The following is a 20,205-nucleotide window of genomic DNA, read 5'->3' on the forward strand; positions in this document are numbered from 1 at the left end:
TACCATTAAAGAAACTAGTGCTTTATCAGTTGCTTCATCCTAATTCCAAGTAGGGGTATAAGGTATATCATTCCTTGTGTTACTTCTCCACTTTCATAATTCAGTTCTGAACCAAACATACTATGGGGAATAGAATAAATAAGAAGCAATACGACCGTAGCCAATATGGTTAATAACCTTCTTTCCTTTTTCAAATTACCAATAACGGCAATTAACCAAAAAATGAAAGCAATGAGTGTTTTATTATCTGTCAAATCCCATCCAAAAGGGATACCTGTCCAAAACTCGCCAAAGGCATATTTCTGCACAAATGGTCCCAATATCATTCCTCCAACTAAAAGGAGGAAAAATGTTATGAAGGTATACACTCTAAAGTTCTTATTTCTAAAAATTGCCAATATGCCTGACAATGTAGCGATTAACATCGCAAAGAACATAAAGAAAATATGCGGTATTAGTACTTTTGATGGCACTGCACCTTTATATCGAATTACAATTGGCTCATCTTTAAAAATTGTTTGAGTCCCATTTTCATCGGTAAGCTCAATATAGTATTGTACTTTTCCAGCGGCAGCTTGTTGTTCAATATCAGCAAACAAACCCTCCTCTTCATGAACCTTAAACACTTTATTCATTAACCATGAATCAATTGGGTATTTTTTATAGCTAAAATCAGCTTCCTGATAATCATCCTTTGTGGGATAACGTTTAAAGAATAGCTTAGCAGTAACATCAGGGTCACTAATTTTCAGTTTAACTTCAGATCTTTCGTCTAGCCCCAAACTTCTCACCAATTTAAGATCGATTTCTTCCTCATTTAAATTTACAGTGATTTTCTTTGGATAAGTTGGCCCAGTGGTTCTTTGGTAATAAGCAGCAAACAAAGTAATTGCAATAGCAATTACCCAATAGATAAACATTTTCCCCATTATACTTATTTTAAATATTTAAATTCAAAAATATAATATAAACTTCATTAATTCAAGATTAACTATCATTCAAACTTAATTAAATACAAAATCAAAATAATTAAATTGAAATAATTTTATAAATTCGCTCAAAAATTTTGAATTTGTGGATAAACTTGAACTGAAAGCGGCACTCATAAATAAGTGCATTAATTTGCTGAATAATAACGCAGAAATAGCTAAAGAGGCTATGGATGAGGCACAAGCAAGTGCGAATGAACATGGCTTACCACGAGATCGTTATGATTCATTTCGAGCTCAAGTTTTGAAAAAGAGAGATCTGTTTGCTCAACAATTCCAGAAATGTCAGAATGATCTTTTAATTTATCAAAAAATTGATTTAAAAAGTCGTCCAGAAGCCATTGGCTTTGGAAGCCTTGTCATAACAACGAAACATAAGATTCTCATCGCAACAGGAATTGGTAAAGTAGTCGTTAAGGATGATAGTTATTATGTAATTTCACGACAAACGCCACTCTATCAGAAAATGCAAGGATTAGCAGTTGGAGATTCTTTTGAATTTAATGATGGGATAATTAAAATACTTGAGCTATTTTGATTTTGTTATTTTTACACCAATAAAAAACACAATGTATGCAGCACTATTCGAGTCATTTTAGAATCCTCTTGATTTCATTTTCTTTATTAATTAGTTTCAGCCTCTTTGCACAAAAAGAAAACAAATTGCTAATTGCCGCTGCTGATGGTAATATCGATAAGGTAAAGCTTTATCTATCAAAAAACATAGATGTTAATGTTAAGGGGAATTATGACAATAGCCCACTCACGATAGCTGCAAAAAACAACCATTTGGATGTGGTTGAATATCTTGTTGAAAACAATGCAGATATATTGCATAAAAACGATCTGGGTTATACTGCTTTACTTTATATGATTGCTTCTGGAAATTTATCAGGAGTTAAATTATTAGTTGACAATGGAGCTAAAATTAACGATTATAGTATAAATGGGGCAAGCTCATTAATGATTGCAGTCGAATCAGGAAATTTTGAATTGGTGAAATTTCTGATTTCAAAAAAAGCCTCCATTAATGATTTTGAAAAAATATATGGCGAAACTGCACTGATGTGGGCCATTATTAATCGCAATGTTCAGATTGCTAAACATTTAGTTTTAAAAGGAGCTCAAATAAATGCAACAGAAATTAATGGTTATACAGCGCTAATGTATGCATGCGATTTGGGAAATTTAGAGCTAGTGGAATTACTGGTAAAAAAAGGTGCTGACGTGAATGCCCGCGACAAAAATGGCAAATCGGCAATCATGCATTTTCCAAAAGAAAATGGGAATATTGAAATTATAAAGTTTCTTGCAGCATATAGCGAAAAGGGCAAAGAACATGATCCCTACATTAATCTAAATTCCTTTCAAGGATACATTGCACTAAGCCATGCTGCCAAACAAGGAGAAACCAAACTACTTCAGTATATAATGGAAAATAGGCAGAATAAGGATGTCGATTTTTCAACCGCTTTGTTGTATGCTTCAGAAAATGGACATTTAGCAACTGTCAAATATTTAATAAACGAACAGCATGTAGATGTAAATATCCGATCAGATAGAGGAGAGACTGCCATGTTATTTGCTGCAAAAAACAATCATATTGAAGTTATTCGGTTTTTATTTGATAAGAAAGCCGATGCTGAACTCCGCCAATCAAATGGTCGTAATCCTTTGATCATGGCCATAATAGGTGGGCACATGGAAACAATTCATTTTTTGGTTGAACATGGTGCTCTACTAAATGTGATGGATGAATCATCCATATTAAATGATGAGGAAGCTGCTTCAGCACTTATGCATGCTTGTGTTAGAGGTTATGTTGATATTGCTAAATACATCATTGACAAAGGTGCAGATTTGAATTTAAGAAACGACCAGGGAAATGATGCGTTAATCGTTTCCATAAATCATAATCATTTTGAATTAGGTGAATATTTAATCAATAAAGGTGCAAATGTTAATGCTAAGAATAAAAGAGGTTTTACCCCTTTAATGATGGCTACATCTAAAGGAAGTTTAAAACTAACTAAAATGTTAGTCGAAAGAGGGGCAATTGTAAATATGATAAACAAAGATAAAGCTGCAACAGCCTTGGATTTTGCTTATGTGGGCTGGAATCTTTCTTCCAGTTTTAAGGACAAAGTACAACGAAAAGAGTACAATGAGATAATTAAATATATCAAATTAAAAGGTGGGAAAACTGGTTGGGAAATGATGAAATAAGTTTAGTTTTTGTCATATGCTGAACATATCATTTCATGATGGCACCTTAGCACATCTTCTTGTTCAGGATCCTGCAAATGCATTCCATTGCCATGACACCATTTAAAAGAGTCGCAATTTGCGCATTTTCCTTTTTTTGTCCAGCTTCGATCGCGGTACTTTTGAAATTTAGTATCCCAAATTTCCAGAAAATTATGCTGGTAAATATTTCCTTGCACAAATGAATGATTGATATTTGGACAAGCTCCAATTGATCCATCGGCTAATACGGAAGCAATATTTACTCCTGCCCTGCAGAAATAAAATCCATCACGAACTTCTTTTTCATAATTCCCCAAATAGCCTTCGCAACCATAGCTAGCTTGTATTAATCCTTCTTTTCTAGTCTCTTTTATAAAATCCATTAATTGCAACATTTGCTTATCAGAAATATCCAAAAGTGGTTCTGCAAATGCACGTCCAATAGGGGAAATTGTGAATAATCGCCATTTCTTAACATTATTTCTTATCAACCAATTTTTCAGTTCGCCAAGCTCGCCAATGTTCTTTTGGTTGACACAAGTAACAACATCATAGACCAAATCTTTTTCAGAAGTGATAAATTTAAGTGCAGATAAAGCTTTTTTATAACTTCCCTCTTTACCTCTTAGCCAGTCATGTGATTCTTCAAAGCCATCGAGACTTAATGTAATAGATCTTAATCCAAAGTTTATCAGATTTCGAAACCTAACCTGATTTAACATATAGCCGTTGGTCACGAATCCCCAAGGATAGCCTTGATGGTATAATGCTAAGCCTACTTTTTCCAGATCCTTGCGCATTAAAGGTTCGCCTCCAGTAATAACAACCATTACTTTGTTCGGATTATATTTAGTTGAAATTTGCTTTGTGATTTCGAGGAAATCAGCAGCAGGCATGTCTTTAACCTCACTATTCTTGTGACAATCGCTACCACAGTGAAGACAGTTTATATTACATCTTAATGTACATTCCCAGAAAAGATAAGACAAATCATGAAGCTGCGACTGAGCATTCACATATTTATTAAATACATTTAATGTTATTCGTTTCCCAAGTGTAGGCTTATTATTTTTCATCCAATTCTAAATCTATTTTCAATTCAAAATTTGGATTGTTTTCAACATTATAATTAATAACACTATCTATATCGTGGTATTCGCCATTTTGCACTCCATCATTATCAAAAGTGCGCACTCTAAGTTCTTCTCCATTTAATAAATCTAAAGAGATATCAATGCTGCCAGATGAATCGGTTGCGAAAGATTTATAATCGTATGTACTTTCAATAATTACCTGAATATCTGAAATACCCATATTCGTATTTTGGTCAACAACTTCTCCAGAAATTGCCACTTCATCAAGTTTAATCTGATTCATATTCATGGGTACACCATAACAAGCTTCAAAAATGAAACAAACCGAACTAAGACCTAAGGCACTTAAAAAAAACCGAAGAAGTTTAGATTTAATTTTAATAATCCATGTAGTTATTGAACGCTTCATCATCATTGATTTATTCCATTAACAACATTAAAATTAATCATAATTAATCAATTAGAAGGCTTATTGTTTGCTGAATTATTTTGCAAAAAATTCTTTACCAATTTGCACGATAATTATTAAGTTGCATTGGCCAACATTGAAATATTGTTGTAAAAGCTATTCCAACCTTGATTTATAAGTAACGGCTTATTTAGAAATATCTTGCATTCAAGAAAGAATAATTGAATTTTCGCCTATTCACTATGATGAGGAATGAATATTACAATTGAATAATTAATACATGAGTTTCTTCGCCCCTAAGTACATCTACTGTAATTGATTCACCTACATTCAGCTTTTTCAAACGGTTCATATAATCATAGATATTATTCACAGAAAGACCATTTATTGCCGTAATAATATCGCCATCTTCCATACCCCCTTTATTTGCTGGAGCGCCTTTTCGCACCACTTCCACTTTCAAACCTTTTATATCGCCTGCGGCAAAATCAGGCATAATTCCAAGCGTAACTTTATAGGAAGTGCTACTTGCTCTTTCTTTAGGTCCTGCTTCTTTAAATGTTAGTGGATTTGATGCTGATGCTAAATCTTTAATCAAAGATTCTGAAAACATTAAAACCTGTTGCTCCCCTTCAAAGTCGATTTTATCGATATCATCCTGCCAAGTATGATAGTCAGCATGTGCTCCGGTTGAGATAAAGATCACAGGTATACTCTTGGAATAAAATGCAGCATGATCTGATGGACCATAACCTTCAGGTGAAAGTTTTAGATTAAATCCATGTTTTGAGGCATGCATATGCAGTAATGAATCACTTTCTATTGCTGTTCCAGATCCACCGACTAGCAAAGTCATGGTTTTCTTATTTAAACGGCCAATCATATCGAAGTTTATCATTGTTTTCATGCTGGAATTCTCCAGTAATTGTGATTCAACAAAATTCTTAGAGCCCAGTAAGCCCATTTCTTCACCAGTAAATGCAATAAATACAATACTTCTTTTAAGATCTTTTTTTGCTTTTTGAAGTGATCCAGCCAATTCTATAATACCAGCTACCCCAGATGCATTATCATCAGCTCCATTATGAACGGCAACTGTGTCGGGGAAACGTGATCCAGAACCATGTCCTCCCATTCCTAAATGGTCGTAATGTGCTCCAACAATAATGTATTCATTCTTGAGCAAAGGATCGCTTCCTTCAACCATGGCCAGAATATTTTGTGAATTGACTCGTATTAAATCGATATCCGTTTGTCCAGATAATTCCACATCTATTTTGGAAGATATGGGAGCCTGTATTTTGTTCATTTCATTTTCAAGTGCCAATAAGTTGTAATTCATTGATTCAAGAATCATATCGGCAATATTTCGACTAATATGAATGACAGGGATACCTGCAGTACTTTCAACCTTATCATAAAACAAATCTGTTAATTCATCCGTTTTACTTTTTGAATGCGCTGTTACGAATAATACACCCAAAGCACCATGATCTTTTGCAGTAAGAACTTTCGTTCTTAATCCAGAAAATTCTTCATACGGATTTTGACGACCTTCAAACTTTGGTTCGCCAATCATAATCAAAGCCCATCTTCCTTTTACATCAATTCCTTGATAATCATTCCAAGTAGTCTTATCTGTTTTTATATCCAAACCAAAGCCAACAACTGCAATTTTTGCATTTAAAATAGCATCTTCACTAAAAGACAAAGGCCTAAAGTCCGTATGCATGCTTAACTTCTTATTGCCTATTTGAACAGCATTATTCTCTCCCAGTTCAACACCTGTTACTAGTTCAACATGATGAAAACCATTATCACCCATCATTTTCAATCCATAATCAGCAAATTGTTTTCGAATATAGTTTGCTACAACCAAGTCTTCAGGTGTACCTGGTTTCCTTCCTTTCATTTCATCGGATGCTAAAAATGAAATATGCTTTTTTAATTCCTTTGCTGTTATTTCAGGCTTGGATTTACTACTTCTTGTAAACGAAAAGCTTACTGAAAGTAGGATGATTGCTAAGATGATTTTTGTATTCATAAATTTCTATTATTCAGACAAATTTAATAACCATTCAGAATTAAATTTAATGTTATAAAATGATTGTTATCATTTATAAATAGTTATTAAGTCAATTTGTGTTTAATTGTATTATTGGTTAAACCTATCAATTGAAAGATACAATCAATAATTTTATTGAAGGTGCAATATGAAAATTTTGTACCAATAATCCTTAAGGGAGAAGAAAAAATAATTAATGGTAATTTCTCATAATAATTTTCAATTTGTTTAACAGCACTTTCTTTGAAATTATGCCCTCAAATTGCTCTACTAAATTACCCCTATTATATATTTGGAAAAGAGGAGCTTTAATTATGTTAAGTTTTTTTGCAGTGCTCAAATCTTTTTCAATATCGATGCGAAATACTTTAATCTGATCTTTGTATTTCAATTGCACTTCCTTTATAACTGGATTCATGATATGACTTGCCCCATTCCAAGGAGTATAGAATTCGATTAATGCAAATCTATAATTTGGTAATTCATCAACTGACAACGAGGCCGTATTGTGACCTGAAACTATTGCTTCTAAATTCATTATTATAATTTTGAATAAACGCAAGGCACGCGAATTTTTATAACACTAAAAATACGATGATGAAAAATCTACATTATGAACTAGGTATGCATGTGCCTCACGTTAACAATGTGAAGTCAATATTTGTACCAATAAAATCACCATTACACAAAACGCTGATTGCATTTTACTTACAAGAAGCAATAAAATGCATCATACCTTTTTGCCTCCATTTTATTGGAGTTTCTCCAAAATAATGGAGCCTATTCTTTTGAAATATTGAGTTTTTTCATTCGGGCTTCAAGAGTAGTGGGCTTTAATCCCAAAATTTTTGCTGCACCATTTTCACCTCGAATTTTGTAATGAGTAGATAGTAGAATTTTGATAATATGCTCGCGCTCCACATGCTCTAAATCATTTATATCATCATTTAATTCTGTATGAGATTCAGAAAACCAATCTCCAATCTCAAGAACTTTGCCTTTGCTAATTATCAATGCTCTTTCAATCAGGTTTTCCAATTCTCTCACATTTCCTGGCCAATTATATTTTTGCAATGTAGCCATAGTTTTATGAGGAATTGAATCGATTTTTTTTCCAATACGCGAGGAATATTTAATAATAAAATGATTGATTAATAAAGGGATATCTTCTTTTCTGTCTCTCAGGGGCGGAACTGTAATAGGAAACACATTCAATCGATAAAACAAATCTGCCCGAAATGTTTTTAGCTTAACCTCTTTAGAAAGATCTCTATTTGTAGCTGCAATAATCCGAACATTAACTTTCATTGTTCTTGGATTACCTAATCGTTCAAACTCTCCATCTTGAATAACGCGTAATAATTTAGGTTGTAATTCCAGAGGCAATTCCCCTATTTCATCTAAAAAGATAGTTCCTTTATCTGCCAACTCAAAACGACCAATTTTTTGCGTAAGTGCCCCTGTGAAAGCGCCTTTTTCATAGCCAAATAATTCGCTTTCGATTAAGCTGGCAGGAAGAGCTGCACAATTTACTTTTACCAGTGGCCGATCCATCCAATTACTAATATCATGAACTGCTCTGGCTATTAGTTCTTTTCCTGTTCCTGTTTCTCCTAATAACAAAACTGTTGAATCAGTAGAAGCAACTTTTTCAACATTGGTTAGTACTTTTCTAAAGGTGCTGTTTTGAGTAATAATTTCATCAAAATTATGAGTAAGCTTAATCTCATCTTGTAAGTACAAATTTTCAGCTTCTAATCGATTTTTTAAACTTTCTATCTCAGAAATAGCATTTTGAATTTGTTTTTCTGCTTGCTTTCTCTCCTGAATATCACGACAAAAACTAACAATATATTCCTCACCTTCAAATAACAAGTAATTAGACGTGACTTCCATTGGAATTTCTTTCCGACCACTCGTAAAATGTGTAGTTTCATATGTGGTTACCTTTTTATCGATAACTTTTTTCCATAAAGTTTTCCAGCTGTTTTTATCGTAATTCGGATTGATATTAAAAATGGTCATATTCAGCAGTTCATCCCTACTAAATCCCAACCAACTACATGCTACATCATTGATTCGAACTAAGCTTCCTTTTTTATTGATGAGCAAAATAGCCTCAGCAGCCCGGTCAATCTCAAAATGAGAGAGGCGAGTATCCTGTTCAGACTTTACTAATTCCTCATAGGTCCTTTTCAACTCATTTTCAGACTTCTTCTTAAAACTAATGTCTCGAATATGTTCAATAACTTTAATGACATTTCCTTGATCATCCCTAATCGGATATGACCTAATATCAAGCCACAAGCTTAAACGCTCTATATACTTTTCTGCAATATGAAGATGGCCGGTTTTAAATGTTTTTAAATTAAGACATTCCTTACATGGTGCATCCTCATGAAGAAGCTCAAAGCATTTCTTGTCTTTATAATCATTTTGGGTAATACCAAATAACTTTAGCGCAGCATTATTATAATATTGAATACCAAAATCAGCATCAATAATACCTAATGAATCCGGAATTGCTTGAAACATAGCCTCTAATATTCTACTTGTTTCTTTGGATTTTCTTTCTACTTCTTTGAAGGCAGTAATATCTCTTACAAAACAGCTTACAAATTCTTTACCTGCATACTCCACATAGTTTGTCCGTATTTCAACAGGAAAAATATCACCATTTTTTCGCACATGTCGTGTTTCAAACAATAGTGTTTTTTCAATTCTAATTTTACTCCATAAATCTTCCCAACTAATATTTAAATAATCTGTACTAATATGGTCAATCTTCATCGATAATAATTCGATTTTACTATATCCCATTTGTGTACAGGCCACATCATTAACACCTACAACTGCAGAGTCAGACGCAATCCAAAATACAGCATCAGGCACTGTATCTATCTTAAGATGAAGAAAATCGAAAGCACTATTTTGATTCATAAATAAAATATTGGATTTTAACAAGGCAATATAATCAGCAGATCTGATGAACGATTATTACTTGCGAAAATAATCAATTATTCAGGTAATTAAAACTTTATATGATTCCGAACAGTATAATTTCATTTTTATTGGCATTTATTAATAACTGGCAAAATAAAAAAGTAGATATTTGGTTATTATCAAGTGTCTCAATTTTAAAAAAAAACACATCATTTGAAAGCCTTTATACTTACAGCTTGTATATTTTTATGTGCAATTCAAGGATACTCTTATGATTCATCCTTATTTGATATTGATGAAGAACGAGTTAAGTCGGAGTTAAAAGATATTAATGATTTGGAGTCTTTCTTTACGCTAAATCAAGGTTTGTCCTTTCAAGATATAATTATTCTCCCTGATTTTCAACATATCAATTTTTCACTTAATGATTCGTCTAAAACATCCGTAATCAAAGAATTGCCACTTGGCATCCCTCCTTTTTTCTGGGGTTTTTGCCTTTCAATTCCAGGCGTGATAATCGTTTATGCTATTACAGAGGATGAAGATAACCTCAAAAAAGCGATGATGGGATGTATTCCTGGAACAGCAATAATTGGAGGCTGCGTTGCACTGTCATATGGATTATCATCTTGGTAAATTTGTTTAAGAATCATATCCTATCAAGTCTTTGCTAAATTTGTTTATTAATTGCATACAGTTTAAATGCACGATATTTTTGTATTTAGCTTACGTTTTCTAACATATTGTATTTAATTGATTTTAAGTTCATGAAATACGTCACTTTATATCTATTCGTATTTGCCAGCTATTTTTTTGCGACAAAAGCATATTCCCAGTATTATTTTAGAATAGAAAGTGATATTAGTATTAAAACTAAAATTAATGATGAAAGCAGTAATTTAACAATCGGAAAAGCCTACTACAACCGAACTCTTGAAAAACTTGTATATAGTATCAGGTTCCCAGAAAATGAAATATGGTTGATTGAAGATAGCCTGATGTATACTATAGTAGATAATAACTTGATCAGAAAACAAAGCATTATTCCCCTGCTACAATACACAATATTCAATTTGGTTCTGGAAGGAAAGCTTTCTGACTTTGGGCTTGAAAAAAGCCAGTATAAAATATCCAAAGTTGAGACTGATAAAGACTTAATTATAACCACATGGACAAGTCCTTCTCATTTAAAAAAGCAATATGGGCATATTGTTACATCAACTAAAAACAAGGATTTATATGGAGTTGTTATTTTTGATCCTTCAGGAAATATATTGAGTAAACAGTTATTCAAAAAATATAAACAGATTGAAGGTATTCGATTCCCTGAAGAGATTATTCAAGTAGTTTATTCGGATGGAAAAGAGTCGTATCAACTTATTACATTTAAAAATGTTCAAATAAATAATTTGCAAAATGAAAGCTTTTATAACTATTGTCTTCCTGTTGCTAAATAGTCAGCTTTTTTTTGCATTGGCTCAATCAGAAGAGGAAATTGATTTATTAAAAAATATTTTTGAGTCTCATGTCCAAAAACAAGACTATAATTTTGTTGAAGAAAGTGATAATTCTACAGAATTTGTCTTTACACAATTGTTCAAATTTTATAAACTATTCATCTCTTCTCAGGATAATAAATCTTGCGGATTTCATCCTTCTTGTTCGGTTTATGCAATTCAATCAATTCACCATCAGGGAAGCTTGGTCGGTATCATCAACGCATTTGACAGACTAACCCGATGTAATGGTTTAAGTCCTGAGCATTATATTTTAAAGGAAGAATTACATCTTTTGGAAGATGATGTTCGAAATATTAAATATGAATATGTTAAATAGACCATTTTTATTTGTATTCGTATTGTTGTTTAGTAATCAGCTTGCGGCACAAAATATTTTTGATGAAACAAATTCAAAGAAATATGCTAATTACTTATTTCAAGCAGGTGAATATAAACTTGCAGCTGAAGAATTTGAGCGTTTAAATTTTATGAATCTCGGAAATGACACAATTCAAACCCGAATGATTCAATCTTATAGAAGATTAGCGGAATACAAAATAGCTGATCAAAAAGTAGATCTCTTTTATCCAAATCTAAAATTCAATTTAAAAACTACAGCTATTGAATATGTAATTATCCAAATCCGAATTAATAACGATCAACAAGTTAATTTTTTTATTGACTCAACTATACTCTTAAACAAAGATGAGAAATTGTTTTTGTCTTTATCAGCTGATCTGATGAATGCACAATACGAGAATGCAGCAGAACAATTAATTGATTGGAATAATGACATGCCTCCCAACATTCTTGAATACAGCGCCATAATTGATAATTACGAACATATACGTTTTAAAAGACAATTTTTAGCTGGTAGTTTGTCTGCAATTGTCCCCGGATTGGGTCAAACCTATGCAGGATATTGGAAAGATGGAGTTTTTGCTTTATTATTTACAACTTCTGCTGCTTATCAATCCTATCGTGGATTTAAAAAGAATGGAATTAAGAGTCCATATGGCTGGATTTACGGAGCATTGGGTTGTGGGTTTTATATGGGTAATGTATATGGTGCTATTAAAGCTGCTAATAAATATAATTTTATAAAAAATAAAGAAATAAGCAACAGAGTTGAAAAAGTATTTTCTACATATTATCCTTAGTATATGTTCTTTTAGTGGTTTTTCACAAGATATTCAGGGCACATTAACATTTGCAGATAGTTTGTTTGCCACGCAGAATTATGAATACGCCATTAAAAACTATAAACGAGTTTTATTCTTTGGCGATGACAAATTAAATGAGATAATTCAACCTAAACTGGCAAATTGTTTTTTATTATTGGATGATTATGAAAAAGCTTTATTCCATTATAACTTAGCATATTCTTATACTTCAAATGATAGTTTATCAAATGAATACCTCTTCAAACGTGTATTGATCTATATTATTCAAAATAAGCCCTATTCTGCATTGCAGGAACTTTACAATATCAGTGTAGACAGTTCTGCCATTCAATTCAAAAGGAGAGAGTTTTTCCATGCAGTAATCGATTTTCAAAACAATCAATTTGAAAGTGCGGAAAATCATTTTTTATATGCTCAAAATGATACAATTAAAGCAAATCAAATTATTGCACTATTCGACCAATATAATTTAAACAAACCAAAGACTAAAACAGCTCGAATATTGAGCATGTTTATACCTGGTGCGGGACAGTTATATGCTGGTGATGTTAAAAACGCAGCGAATTCATTAATACTCACTTCTGGCTTAACCCTTCTATTTATTGTAACAACAAAAAACTATTCACTACTTGATGCATTCATTAGCGTACTACCATGGATAAATCGATATTATGTTGGAGGCTTTACATCGGCTGGGCATATTGCTGCTCAAAAAATCGAAGAAAAAAAGCAAAAGCTATATCATGAAATACTGTTGTTATTTTAGTTTGGAAAAAGATCACAACAACATGTGCTATATTTATTAAACTTATTTTCACACCAATTTTGCAGAATTGCTAATTAGTGGAGCAAAAAAAAATGTTTGTGAAACGAAACGTATTCTCCTCACAAACATTTTATAAATTTAGTTATTGATTATTCGCCAGTTACAATTGTTGTATATGTGGTTGTAAAAAGGCTTCCCGTTACTTTAAAATCAACAGTCGCAATTCTTGTTATGCCACCATCTTCAGCTGCTCTTTCAATTCCTACGTCAGCATCCATGGGTACAATAAACCCAAATTTAACATCATAACTTGCTTTACCAACTTTAGTTCCAACAGGATTATCAGTTACTAAAACTGGATAACTTACTGAACATGCAGTTAAGAATATTGCTACAATACCTAGAACTACTATATTTTTAATTTTTTTCATTGTCTTATTTTTTAAAATTATTCTCCAGTTACAATTAGCGTATATTCCTGCCATAAATAGAAGTTTTTAATTTTCAAGTCGACAGTAGCAACTCTACTAATACCACCTTCATCAGCAGCATCATAAATGCTATATTTTTCAGTATTAAAACACAAACCTGAACTAGTGAGTTTCATATTACCAGGAGCTTGTAAGGCAACACTGCCTCCAAAAAGACATGTATTTGAAACAGTTCCTCTTTTGCTACCAATTGGATTATCTGTAGCAGTTAAGGGTGTTGTGACACTGCAAGAAACAGCTAAAAATGCAATGATCATTATTGCAATTATATTGTGTATTTTTTTCATATCAGTATTATTTAAATTTTAGAATTTGATGTTATTATTTACCAGCTTTGGTGCCAGTAACTTTAGTTTCGTACTTGGAAATAATTCCATAACTCTTAATCGTGAATTTAACGGTACTGATTTTATCAACTTTCCCTTTTTTTGCTGCTTTTTGTAATGAAAAGTCTAGATCTGGATTCATTGAGCTTCCACTAGCTTTACCATCAGCATCTCCCATAGGATTATTAGTAACCATCTCGTAGGTTACCGTGCATGAAGACAGAAAGGCTAAAACAATAAATGCAATAACCACATTTTTAATTTTTTTCATAATAATTAGTTTTAGTTAATTAATGAGTTTCTTTTAATCGACAATCAATTAAAATTAGATCTTACGTTTTTTGGTTAATCGAATACACAAATATAATTTAATTAATAGTTAAGCAAAACAAATGTTGATAAATTCAGTATTAGCAATCCTTGCCACATTCAACAACATCAAATTTCTATGCTAAATAGCAGTAAATTCAATTTCTGGGACAAACTGCTTTGCAAAAAACAATACATTAAAAAAATAATTGATGAGTTAAATTTTAAACTTACTTTTGCTATTCATTTATTTCAAATGAAAAAAATTCTGACTATAACATTTCTTTTTGTTCTAATTCATATTGGAACCATAGCAATTGCTACTAATTCTAAACTGCCAACTATTTCTAATGATTCTATACGGCCATTTATTTATACGGGATTTGAGAAACTGTATAATTTTGAATTTAAAAGCACCGATTCTTGTATTCAGCAGCTAAAGAAAGACTATGGTTACTCTTCGTGGACATACATATTAGAAGCAAATTACTTTTGGTGGAAAATAATTTCAGGAGAAAAAAACGATACATATATTAATTCCTTTTATGGAAGTCTCGACAATGCAAAGAAATACGTCAACCGATTAAATTCCGATGAAAAAAAATTCCTTTCCATATTAATTTATTCATTTCAAGCCAGAGTAGATTTAATGGATGAAAAATACTTGAATACAATAGTGGAGTTAAAGAAGCATATTCACATTATTAAAACCACTTTTGAAAAAGAAGATAGTTATCATGCCTATTACCTAACATCAGGATTGTACTATTATTTAACCTCAGTTGCCTATTCAAATTATTCGCTATTACGCTCTATAATGTTTTTTATGCCGAAAGGAGATAAACTAAAAGGAATTCGCTTTTTAAATAAGAAAAGTGGTGACATTGTTCTTGAAACAGAGTCTCAATATTTTTTAATGAAAATTTTTGATGAAGTAGAACACAGAGATGATTTATCAATTAAATATGCAAGTGTGCTATGCAAGAAATACCCCCAGAATTTTATTTTTCAAGAACAATATTACAAATTATTGGCACGTACACGAAAGGCACCATTAACTTCAAACGAATTAAGAAATACAAAAAAAACTATATTAAGAAATAAACAACTTAGCAAAGCCCAGCAAAATTATTTTATAAATATAACGAAGAAGTTACTTGCCTGCGATTCGTGAATAAAATTAAACTAAATAATAGGAAGCTTGTTAACGCATGGATATTTTATGATTGGGCAAATTCCGTTTTTCCTCTAGTTATTACAGCTGCGATATTTCCTCCATTTTACGAAGAAGTAACCAAACAGGCTGATGGTAGCGATTTGGTTTATTTTTGGGGTTTAACCATTAAAAACTCGGTTCTCTATTCCTATTCGTTTTCTTTCTCTTTTCTCATTACAGCCTTTTTATCACCTTTGCTTTCTGGTATTGCAGACTATTCGGGCAACAAGAAAACATATATGCGTTTTTTTGTTCTCTTGGGCTCTTTGTCATGTATAATTTTATTTTTCTTTGATGGTAGCAACATCCCACTTGGGTTATTAGGCATCATATTAGGCAACATTGGATTTAATGGAAGTCTTGTTTTCTATAATGCCTATCTGAAAGAAATTGTTACTGATGATGAGTTGGATAAAGTTAGTGCTAAAGGCTATTCTGTTGGCTATTTTGGTGGATTTATACTTTTGGTTATGAATCTGGCATTAATAATGAATGCTGATAAATTGGGTATTGAAAGCAAAGTTCTTCCATACCAACTCTCTTTTCTATCTGTTGGCATTTGGTGGTTTCTTTTTTCACAATATACTTTTTATCATTTACCAAAAAACACAGGAAATTCTACTGAAAAGGGCAATTACATCTTAAATGGATTTAGAGAAATAAATAAAGTTTTTAAGCAATTAAAACATCAGTCTGTTATTCGAAAATTTTTAGTTGGATTTTTCTTTTATAGTATGGGAGTACAAACAGTTCTATATATGGCCTCATTTTTTGGAGCTAAAGTACTAAATGTTTCCACTCAAGGTCTAATCATCTCCATTTTACTAATACAATTAGTTGCCATGCTTGGAGCTCAATTATTTGCCCGACTCTCTTTGAAATTCGGAAACATTAAGGCTCTGCTTATTGCATTGGCATTTTGGGTTATTACTTGTGTCACAGCATATTTTATTTACAAACCTGAAGGTTTCTATCTTTTAGCGGCTATGGTGGGTTTAGTTATGGGGGGTATACAAAGCTTATCTCGATCCACTTATTCGAAATTAATTCCAAAACAAACTACAGACACTGCTTCCTATTTCAGTTTTTATGAATTCTCGGAGAAGATAGCCATCGTTCTAGGAATTGCCGCCTATGGATTAATTGAAGACATTAGTGGTTCGATGAGGAATTCTATCTTAATGCTAATTCTATTTTTCGTTGCTGGATTTATTGCATTATCATTCGTGAAAATAAAAAAAGCATAAAAAAAGACCGGTGTTATACCGGCCTTAATTCAATCAATCAATACTCAACCAATCATATATTTTCCAAAATTCTATCTATCTATTTTCTTATTAAACTAATGCACAATTGCGACCACCAAACTAACAATCTGATTTTATGTCACTTAGAAACAAATGCCTTCGGCAGCAAGTTTCAATACAATAATAATTTCCAAAATATGGAAATCATGCTTACAATTTTACTTTCAAAAACTGTAATTCTGTAAAATCAAAATCTGGATTAGGAATATCAATTTTCATTTCTTCAATTGTTCCGTCCATGCCCAAATAGAAGTTTACTTTACCCGCTGGTAAGGAAGGAAAGTTATTCATTTTAACCGTAAAGGTATTGTATTGCCAATGTGCCAGTTCGCCTGTAAACAGAGGTGAAGGTAAAAGAACAACTTGAAGTTTCTTATTCACAAGCTTAATTTCGGCATCTCCATATAATTCACTGCTATAAATGCCCGAATATGATTTCAAATCCAAAGTAGGCTTAGTGCCCAAAATTCTCTCGGCATTCATCTTCTTTTTTTGCTGCTCATCGTATTCCTCATTTTTTTTGATTAAATCGAGTATCTCAATGCTCCAATCTTTGTCAATTCCTGCAATGAATTCATCCAATATTTTATAGCTTAACGGATAATAAAGTGATGAATTTTTATTCGTTAAAATCACAAATGCCAATCCTTTTTCCGGCACAAAACAAGAATAAGATATCATCCCATCATATCCTCCACTATGGCTGATAACTTTAACTCCATGGTAATCAAACATCCCCCATCCAAGGCCATAGGCTTTAAAATGAATTGTTGGGAATCTATTCTTTGAATAAGGACTAACTGCTTGTATTGTTTGAGGAGACCACATTTCCCAAGCACTTTGTTTACTGAAATATTGATGGTTATCTAATGTACCTTCACTAAGTTGAAGTTTCAACCATCTTAACATATCATCTACACAGGAGTTAATTGCTCCGGCACCTCCTATATTATCCCAATTCTGATATGAAATTGGGAGTACTTCTCCTTTAATATCATTGTGAGGGGATGCAACATTATCAACTTCAGCCAACTGACTAATACTGGTAAATGTTCTGCTCATTCCTAAAGGAGTGAAGAAATTTTCACTCAGATAAGAATCCCAGGATTTCTCGCTAATAATTGGAATTATCTCACCAGCAGTAATAAACATAATATTTGAATAGCCAAATTTAGTTCGGAAATCATATGTTGGTTTTAGAAATCTGGCACGTTTTATCACCTCTTCGCTTGAATAATTACTATTGAACCAAAGCAAGTCGCCACTAAAAGTAGCTAGCCCTGACCGATGACATAATAAATCTCTAATTGTCATCATTTGAGTCACATAAGGGTCATATAACTGAAAATAAGAAATATAATCAACTACACGATCATCCCATGAAATTAGCTTTTTATCTACAAGAGAAGCCAATGCAGCACTCGTAAATGCTTTTGTATTTGAAGCAATAGGAAAAATAGTTTGCGCATTAACTTCTCCTTTTGATGCTGAATTACGAACACCATAACCTTTTGCCATCCAAATATTATTGTCTTTAATTATGCCAATAGCCATTCCAGGAACTTCCCAATCAGTCAGGGCTTTTTCGAAATAGGCATCAAGTTTTACATATTGAGAATCTTGAGCATAAGATGCTAAACTGATAGAGAAAGATAATAGCAGTATAAACAATCTATTTTCCATTATTTGTTTTTTATAGGTCCTTACAAAGCTATGATCATTTACAAAACTTCATCATTATCTCAGTTTAATAAATCTTTATCTTTCAAAAAAATGGCGAATAATTAATTGTAAAGATTAATGCTTGGAAAGATTGATGAACAACTTACATGCATCCTAGCAAGGTCTATTCATGAATTTTAGACAAAAAAAAAGTATTCAACATTGCTGCTGAATACTTTTTAACTTTTTTAGGTTAATACTATTTTTTTCTAGATTTTATAAATCGTGAAATACCATAAACTGCACCAGCTCCTAATAGCATTAACAATCCGCCCCCAAGAGGAGCTGTAGCATTAGGTGGTATTGGCTGTGCAGATGCAGGAGTTACCAGAATGAGCACAAATAGTACACAAAATACTGCTATAAGTTTTAACGCTTTCCTTTTCATTTCATTCAATCTTTAGCAACAATGTAATATTCAAATCTAACAAAACTTTTTTTTCTAACAATAAGAATCAAAAAAATATTTTTCTCTACAGATTCAACTATTAAACTAATAAAAACTTTACTTTAATAATCCCTAGTGAACGGAATCTGACAGAGTTTGTAGACAAGTGCAAATATATAAAAAAAAAATAAAGGAGTATAATTAATAATTGTTTTTAGCTTTTCTTTCAAAAATAAATAGCCCCAATTTTACTTTTTCTAATAAATACAAACTTTGCTTAGTATATAAATCTTAATGCTTTATAATTCATCCTGTAAGTAATTGCATATTGAATTATTTCGACTTATCAATATCTTTAATCACTGAAATAGCTTCATTTATATAAGAATCTTTTTTTATTTCTTTATGCCATGCATCTGATCTAGCTTTAGCCCCTTCGCTTTCATCAATTTTCTTCTGATCCTCAGCTAAAACATGAACAGATAATTCTTCTATTTTTTTTGCAATATCATCATATTTCTTACTCTCTTTTTCAAACAAAGAAATCATCTCTTGATATTCTTTATAGTTGAGCGGATATGAACTTCTATCACTTTGTTCTTTCATCCACTTTGCACTTTCATCCATTAAGTTAAAAAACTCATTGTCTGAAATTCGATGTTCACTATTTTTTTTAATTTTATTCAAATCAATTTTTGAACTCCAATAGGAATAGTCTATCGATTTAATTTCATTCCAGGGCAAGGGATTGTTTAGTTCTCGTTCACCAATATCCACATAATTGAATTCATCGGGCAAAATGATATCTGGAACAACTCCATTAAGTTGTGTAGTTGCACCATTAATTCTATAAAACTTTTGAATAGTTACCTTAACAGAACCAAGTCCTGTATAATTCTTGCCATTTTGGTATGCAAATGGATCTAGCTCAATAAAACGTTGAACAGTTCCTTTGCCGAAGCTTGAATTCGATCCAATAATAATAGCTCGCTTATAATCCTGCATAGCTGCTGCAAGAATTTCAGATGCAGATGCACTAAAGGAATTTACTAAAAACACCAATGGGCCATCATACAAAACCTGATTGTTGTAATCTTCTAAAATGATTGGTTTACCATATCTGGCTTTAACTTGAACCACAGGCCCATTTGGAATAAAATAACCAGCAATTTTTACCACATCATTTAAAGAACCTCCTCCATTATCACGCAAATCGAAAATTAGTCCATCAATATTCTCTTTCTTTAGTT

General features: G+C 32.1%; 21 protein-coding genes. 9 read left to right on the forward strand and 12 right to left on the reverse strand.

The window, feature by feature from the left end:
• Nucleotides 1–14: 14 nt before the first annotated feature.
• Nucleotides 15–929 carry a hypothetical protein gene (locus HOG71_16450; protein MBT5992439.1) on the reverse strand — a complete coding sequence of 305 codons (915 nt, stop codon included), beginning with the start codon at nt 927–929 and terminating at the stop codon, nt 15–17.
• Between the two features lie 145 nt (nt 930–1,074).
• On the opposite strand from HOG71_16450, the gene HOG71_16455 reads away from it, so the two are divergent.
• Both HOG71_16455 and HOG71_16460 read left to right on the forward strand, forming a co-directional pair.
• Nucleotides 1,075–1,527, forward strand: coding sequence for a hypothetical protein (locus tag HOG71_16455; GenBank protein MBT5992440.1), 453 nt, complete (start codon nt 1,075–1,077; stop codon nt 1,525–1,527).
• 35 nt (nt 1,528–1,562) lie between these two features.
• Nucleotides 1,563–3,215: a hypothetical protein gene (locus HOG71_16460; GenBank protein ID MBT5992441.1), complete on the forward strand. Its 1,653-nt coding sequence runs from the start codon at nt 1,563–1,565 to the stop codon at nt 3,213–3,215.
• Between the two features lie 2 nt (nt 3,216–3,217).
• Here HOG71_16460 and HOG71_16465 read toward each other — a convergent pair whose 3' ends face one another.
• The 5 genes from HOG71_16465 to HOG71_16485 form a co-directional block, all read right to left on the reverse strand.
• Entirely contained in the window at nt 3,218–4,312 is a 1,095-nt protein-coding gene (locus HOG71_16465) for a radical SAM protein (GenBank protein ID MBT5992442.1), read from the reverse strand.
• Nucleotides 4,302–4,739, reverse strand: coding sequence for a hypothetical protein (locus HOG71_16470; GenBank protein MBT5992443.1), 438 nt, complete (start codon nt 4,737–4,739; stop codon nt 4,302–4,304). Before HOG71_16470 ends, HOG71_16465 begins: the two co-directional genes overlap by 11 nt.
• A 259-nt stretch (nt 4,740–4,998) precedes the next feature.
• The gene (locus HOG71_16475) at nt 4,999–6,783 is read right to left on the reverse strand and encodes a M20/M25/M40 family metallo-hydrolase (GenBank protein ID MBT5992444.1); all 1,785 of its coding nucleotides are present in this window, start codon (nt 6,781–6,783) and stop codon (nt 4,999–5,001) included.
• 214 nt (nt 6,784–6,997) lie between these two features.
• Complete coding sequence (locus HOG71_16480; protein MBT5992445.1) at nt 6,998–7,342, reverse strand: thioredoxin family protein; 345 nt, start codon at nt 7,340–7,342, stop codon at nt 6,998–7,000.
• Nucleotides 7,343–7,584: 242 nt separating this feature from the next.
• Nucleotides 7,585–9,744, reverse strand: coding sequence for a sigma 54-interacting transcriptional regulator (locus tag HOG71_16485; GenBank protein MBT5992446.1), 2,160 nt, complete (start codon nt 9,742–9,744; stop codon nt 7,585–7,587).
• 216 nt (nt 9,745–9,960) lie between these two features.
• Between HOG71_16485 and HOG71_16490 the strand changes: the two genes are divergently transcribed.
• The 5 genes from HOG71_16490 to HOG71_16510 all read left to right on the forward strand — a co-directional run bounded on the left by HOG71_16490 (nt 9,961) and on the right by HOG71_16510 (nt 13,196).
• Entirely contained in the window at nt 9,961–10,383 is a 423-nt protein-coding gene (locus HOG71_16490; GenBank protein ID MBT5992447.1) for a hypothetical protein, read from the forward strand.
• Between the two features lie 131 nt (nt 10,384–10,514).
• Nucleotides 10,515–11,204: a DUF4292 domain-containing protein gene (locus HOG71_16495; protein ID MBT5992448.1), complete on the forward strand. Its 690-nt coding sequence runs from the start codon at nt 10,515–10,517 to the stop codon at nt 11,202–11,204.
• Entirely contained in the window at nt 11,164–11,583 is a 420-nt protein-coding gene (locus HOG71_16500; protein MBT5992449.1) for a membrane protein insertion efficiency factor YidD, read from the forward strand. The genes HOG71_16495 and HOG71_16500 overlap by 41 nt, the downstream gene beginning before the upstream one ends.
• Complete coding sequence (locus tag HOG71_16505; protein MBT5992450.1) at nt 11,567–12,406, forward strand: hypothetical protein; 840 nt, start codon at nt 11,567–11,569, stop codon at nt 12,404–12,406. The genes HOG71_16500 and HOG71_16505 overlap by 17 nt, the downstream gene beginning before the upstream one ends.
• Nucleotides 12,375–13,196, forward strand: coding sequence for a tetratricopeptide repeat protein (locus tag HOG71_16510; GenBank protein ID MBT5992451.1), 822 nt, complete (start codon nt 12,375–12,377; stop codon nt 13,194–13,196). The genes HOG71_16505 and HOG71_16510 overlap by 32 nt, the downstream gene beginning before the upstream one ends.
• Nucleotides 13,197–13,345: 149 nt before the next feature.
• Here the strand turns inward: HOG71_16510 and HOG71_16515 are convergent, their stop codons facing one another.
• The 3 genes from HOG71_16515 to HOG71_16525 are packed head-to-tail and all read right to left on the reverse strand — an operon-like array spanning nt 13,346 to nt 14,284.
• Nucleotides 13,346–13,681, reverse strand: a complete 336-nt coding sequence (locus HOG71_16515; GenBank protein ID MBT5992452.1) for a hypothetical protein — start codon at nt 13,679–13,681, stop codon at nt 13,346–13,348.
• Nucleotides 13,645–13,974: a hypothetical protein gene (locus tag HOG71_16520; GenBank protein ID MBT5992453.1), complete on the reverse strand. Its 330-nt coding sequence runs from the start codon at nt 13,972–13,974 to the stop codon at nt 13,645–13,647. The genes HOG71_16515 and HOG71_16520 overlap by 37 nt, the downstream gene beginning before the upstream one ends.
• 34 nt (nt 13,975–14,008) lie before the next feature.
• Entirely contained in the window at nt 14,009–14,284 is a 276-nt protein-coding gene (locus tag HOG71_16525) for a hypothetical protein (protein MBT5992454.1), read from the reverse strand.
• Nucleotides 14,285–14,578: 294 nt separating this feature from the next.
• On the opposite strand from HOG71_16525, the gene HOG71_16530 reads away from it, so the two are divergent.
• On the forward strand, nt 14,579–15,496 hold the full coding sequence (locus HOG71_16530) for a hypothetical protein (GenBank protein MBT5992455.1): 918 nt from the start codon (nt 14,579–14,581) through the stop codon (nt 15,494–15,496).
• A 5-nt stretch (nt 15,497–15,501) separates the two neighbouring features.
• Entirely contained in the window at nt 15,502–16,785 is a 1,284-nt protein-coding gene (locus HOG71_16535) for an MFS transporter (GenBank protein ID MBT5992456.1), read from the forward strand.
• 210 nt (nt 16,786–16,995) lie between these two features.
• Here the strand turns inward: HOG71_16535 and HOG71_16540 are convergent, their stop codons facing one another.
• From HOG71_16540 to HOG71_16550, 3 genes are all read right to left on the reverse strand, one after another.
• Nucleotides 16,996–18,528: a serine hydrolase gene (locus HOG71_16540; protein MBT5992457.1), complete on the reverse strand. Its 1,533-nt coding sequence runs from the start codon at nt 18,526–18,528 to the stop codon at nt 16,996–16,998.
• A gap of 238 nt (nt 18,529–18,766) precedes the next feature.
• Nucleotides 18,767–18,955 carry a hypothetical protein gene (locus HOG71_16545; protein MBT5992458.1) on the reverse strand — a complete coding sequence of 63 codons (189 nt, stop codon included), beginning with the start codon at nt 18,953–18,955 and terminating at the stop codon, nt 18,767–18,769.
• Nucleotides 18,956–19,288: 333 nt separating this feature from the next.
• The coding region (locus tag HOG71_16550) for a carboxy terminal-processing peptidase (protein ID MBT5992459.1) at nt 19,289–20,205 on the reverse strand (917 nt) is incomplete at its 5' end.

The organism is Bacteroidota bacterium, from assembly GCA_018698135.1.
Lineage (GTDB): Bacteria > Bacteroidota > Bacteroidia > CAILMK01 > JAAYUY01 > JABINZ01.

What these genes read in the sequence shown, in the direction of transcription:
- HOG71_16515 (MBT5992452.1), bottom strand. Translation starts at nt 13,681, where the DNA reads ATGGCAGGAATATACGCTAATTGTAACTGGAGAATAATTTTAAAAAAT.
- HOG71_16520 (MBT5992453.1), bottom strand. Translation starts at nt 13,974, where the DNA reads ATGAAAAAAATACACAATATAATTGCAATAATGATCATTGCATTTTTA.
- HOG71_16540 (MBT5992457.1), bottom strand. Translation starts at nt 18,528, where the DNA reads ATGGAAAATAGATTGTTTATACTGCTATTATCTTTCTCTATCAGTTTA.
- HOG71_16505 (MBT5992450.1), top strand. Translation starts at nt 11,567, where the DNA reads ATGAATATGTTAAATAGACCATTTTTATTTGTATTCGTATTGTTGTTT.
- HOG71_16465 (MBT5992442.1), bottom strand. Translation starts at nt 4,312, where the DNA reads ATGAAAAATAATAAGCCTACACTTGGGAAACGAATAACATTAAATGTA.
- HOG71_16475 (MBT5992444.1), bottom strand. Translation starts at nt 6,783, where the DNA reads ATGAATACAAAAATCATCTTAGCAATCATCCTACTTTCAGTAAGCTTT.
- HOG71_16525 (MBT5992454.1), bottom strand. Translation starts at nt 14,284, where the DNA reads ATGAAAAAAATTAAAAATGTGGTTATTGCATTTATTGTTTTAGCCTTT.
- HOG71_16545 (MBT5992458.1), bottom strand. Translation starts at nt 18,955, where the DNA reads ATGAAAAGGAAAGCGTTAAAACTTATAGCAGTATTTTGTGTACTATTT.
- HOG71_16485 (MBT5992446.1), bottom strand. Translation starts at nt 9,744, where the DNA reads ATGAATCAAAATAGTGCTTTCGATTTTCTTCATCTTAAGATAGATACA.
- HOG71_16495 (MBT5992448.1), top strand. Translation starts at nt 10,515, where the DNA reads ATGAAATACGTCACTTTATATCTATTCGTATTTGCCAGCTATTTTTTT.
- HOG71_16530 (MBT5992455.1), top strand. Translation starts at nt 14,579, where the DNA reads ATGAAAAAAATTCTGACTATAACATTTCTTTTTGTTCTAATTCATATT.
- HOG71_16470 (MBT5992443.1), bottom strand. Translation starts at nt 4,739, where the DNA reads ATGAAGCGTTCAATAACTACATGGATTATTAAAATTAAATCTAAACTT.
- HOG71_16500 (MBT5992449.1), top strand. Translation starts at nt 11,164, where the DNA reads ATGAAAGCTTTTATAACTATTGTCTTCCTGTTGCTAAATAGTCAGCTT.
- HOG71_16460 (MBT5992441.1), top strand. Translation starts at nt 1,563, where the DNA reads ATGCAGCACTATTCGAGTCATTTTAGAATCCTCTTGATTTCATTTTCT.
- HOG71_16480 (MBT5992445.1), bottom strand. Translation starts at nt 7,342, where the DNA reads ATGAATTTAGAAGCAATAGTTTCAGGTCACAATACGGCCTCGTTGTCA.
- HOG71_16450 (MBT5992439.1), bottom strand. Translation starts at nt 929, where the DNA reads ATGGGGAAAATGTTTATCTATTGGGTAATTGCTATTGCAATTACTTTG.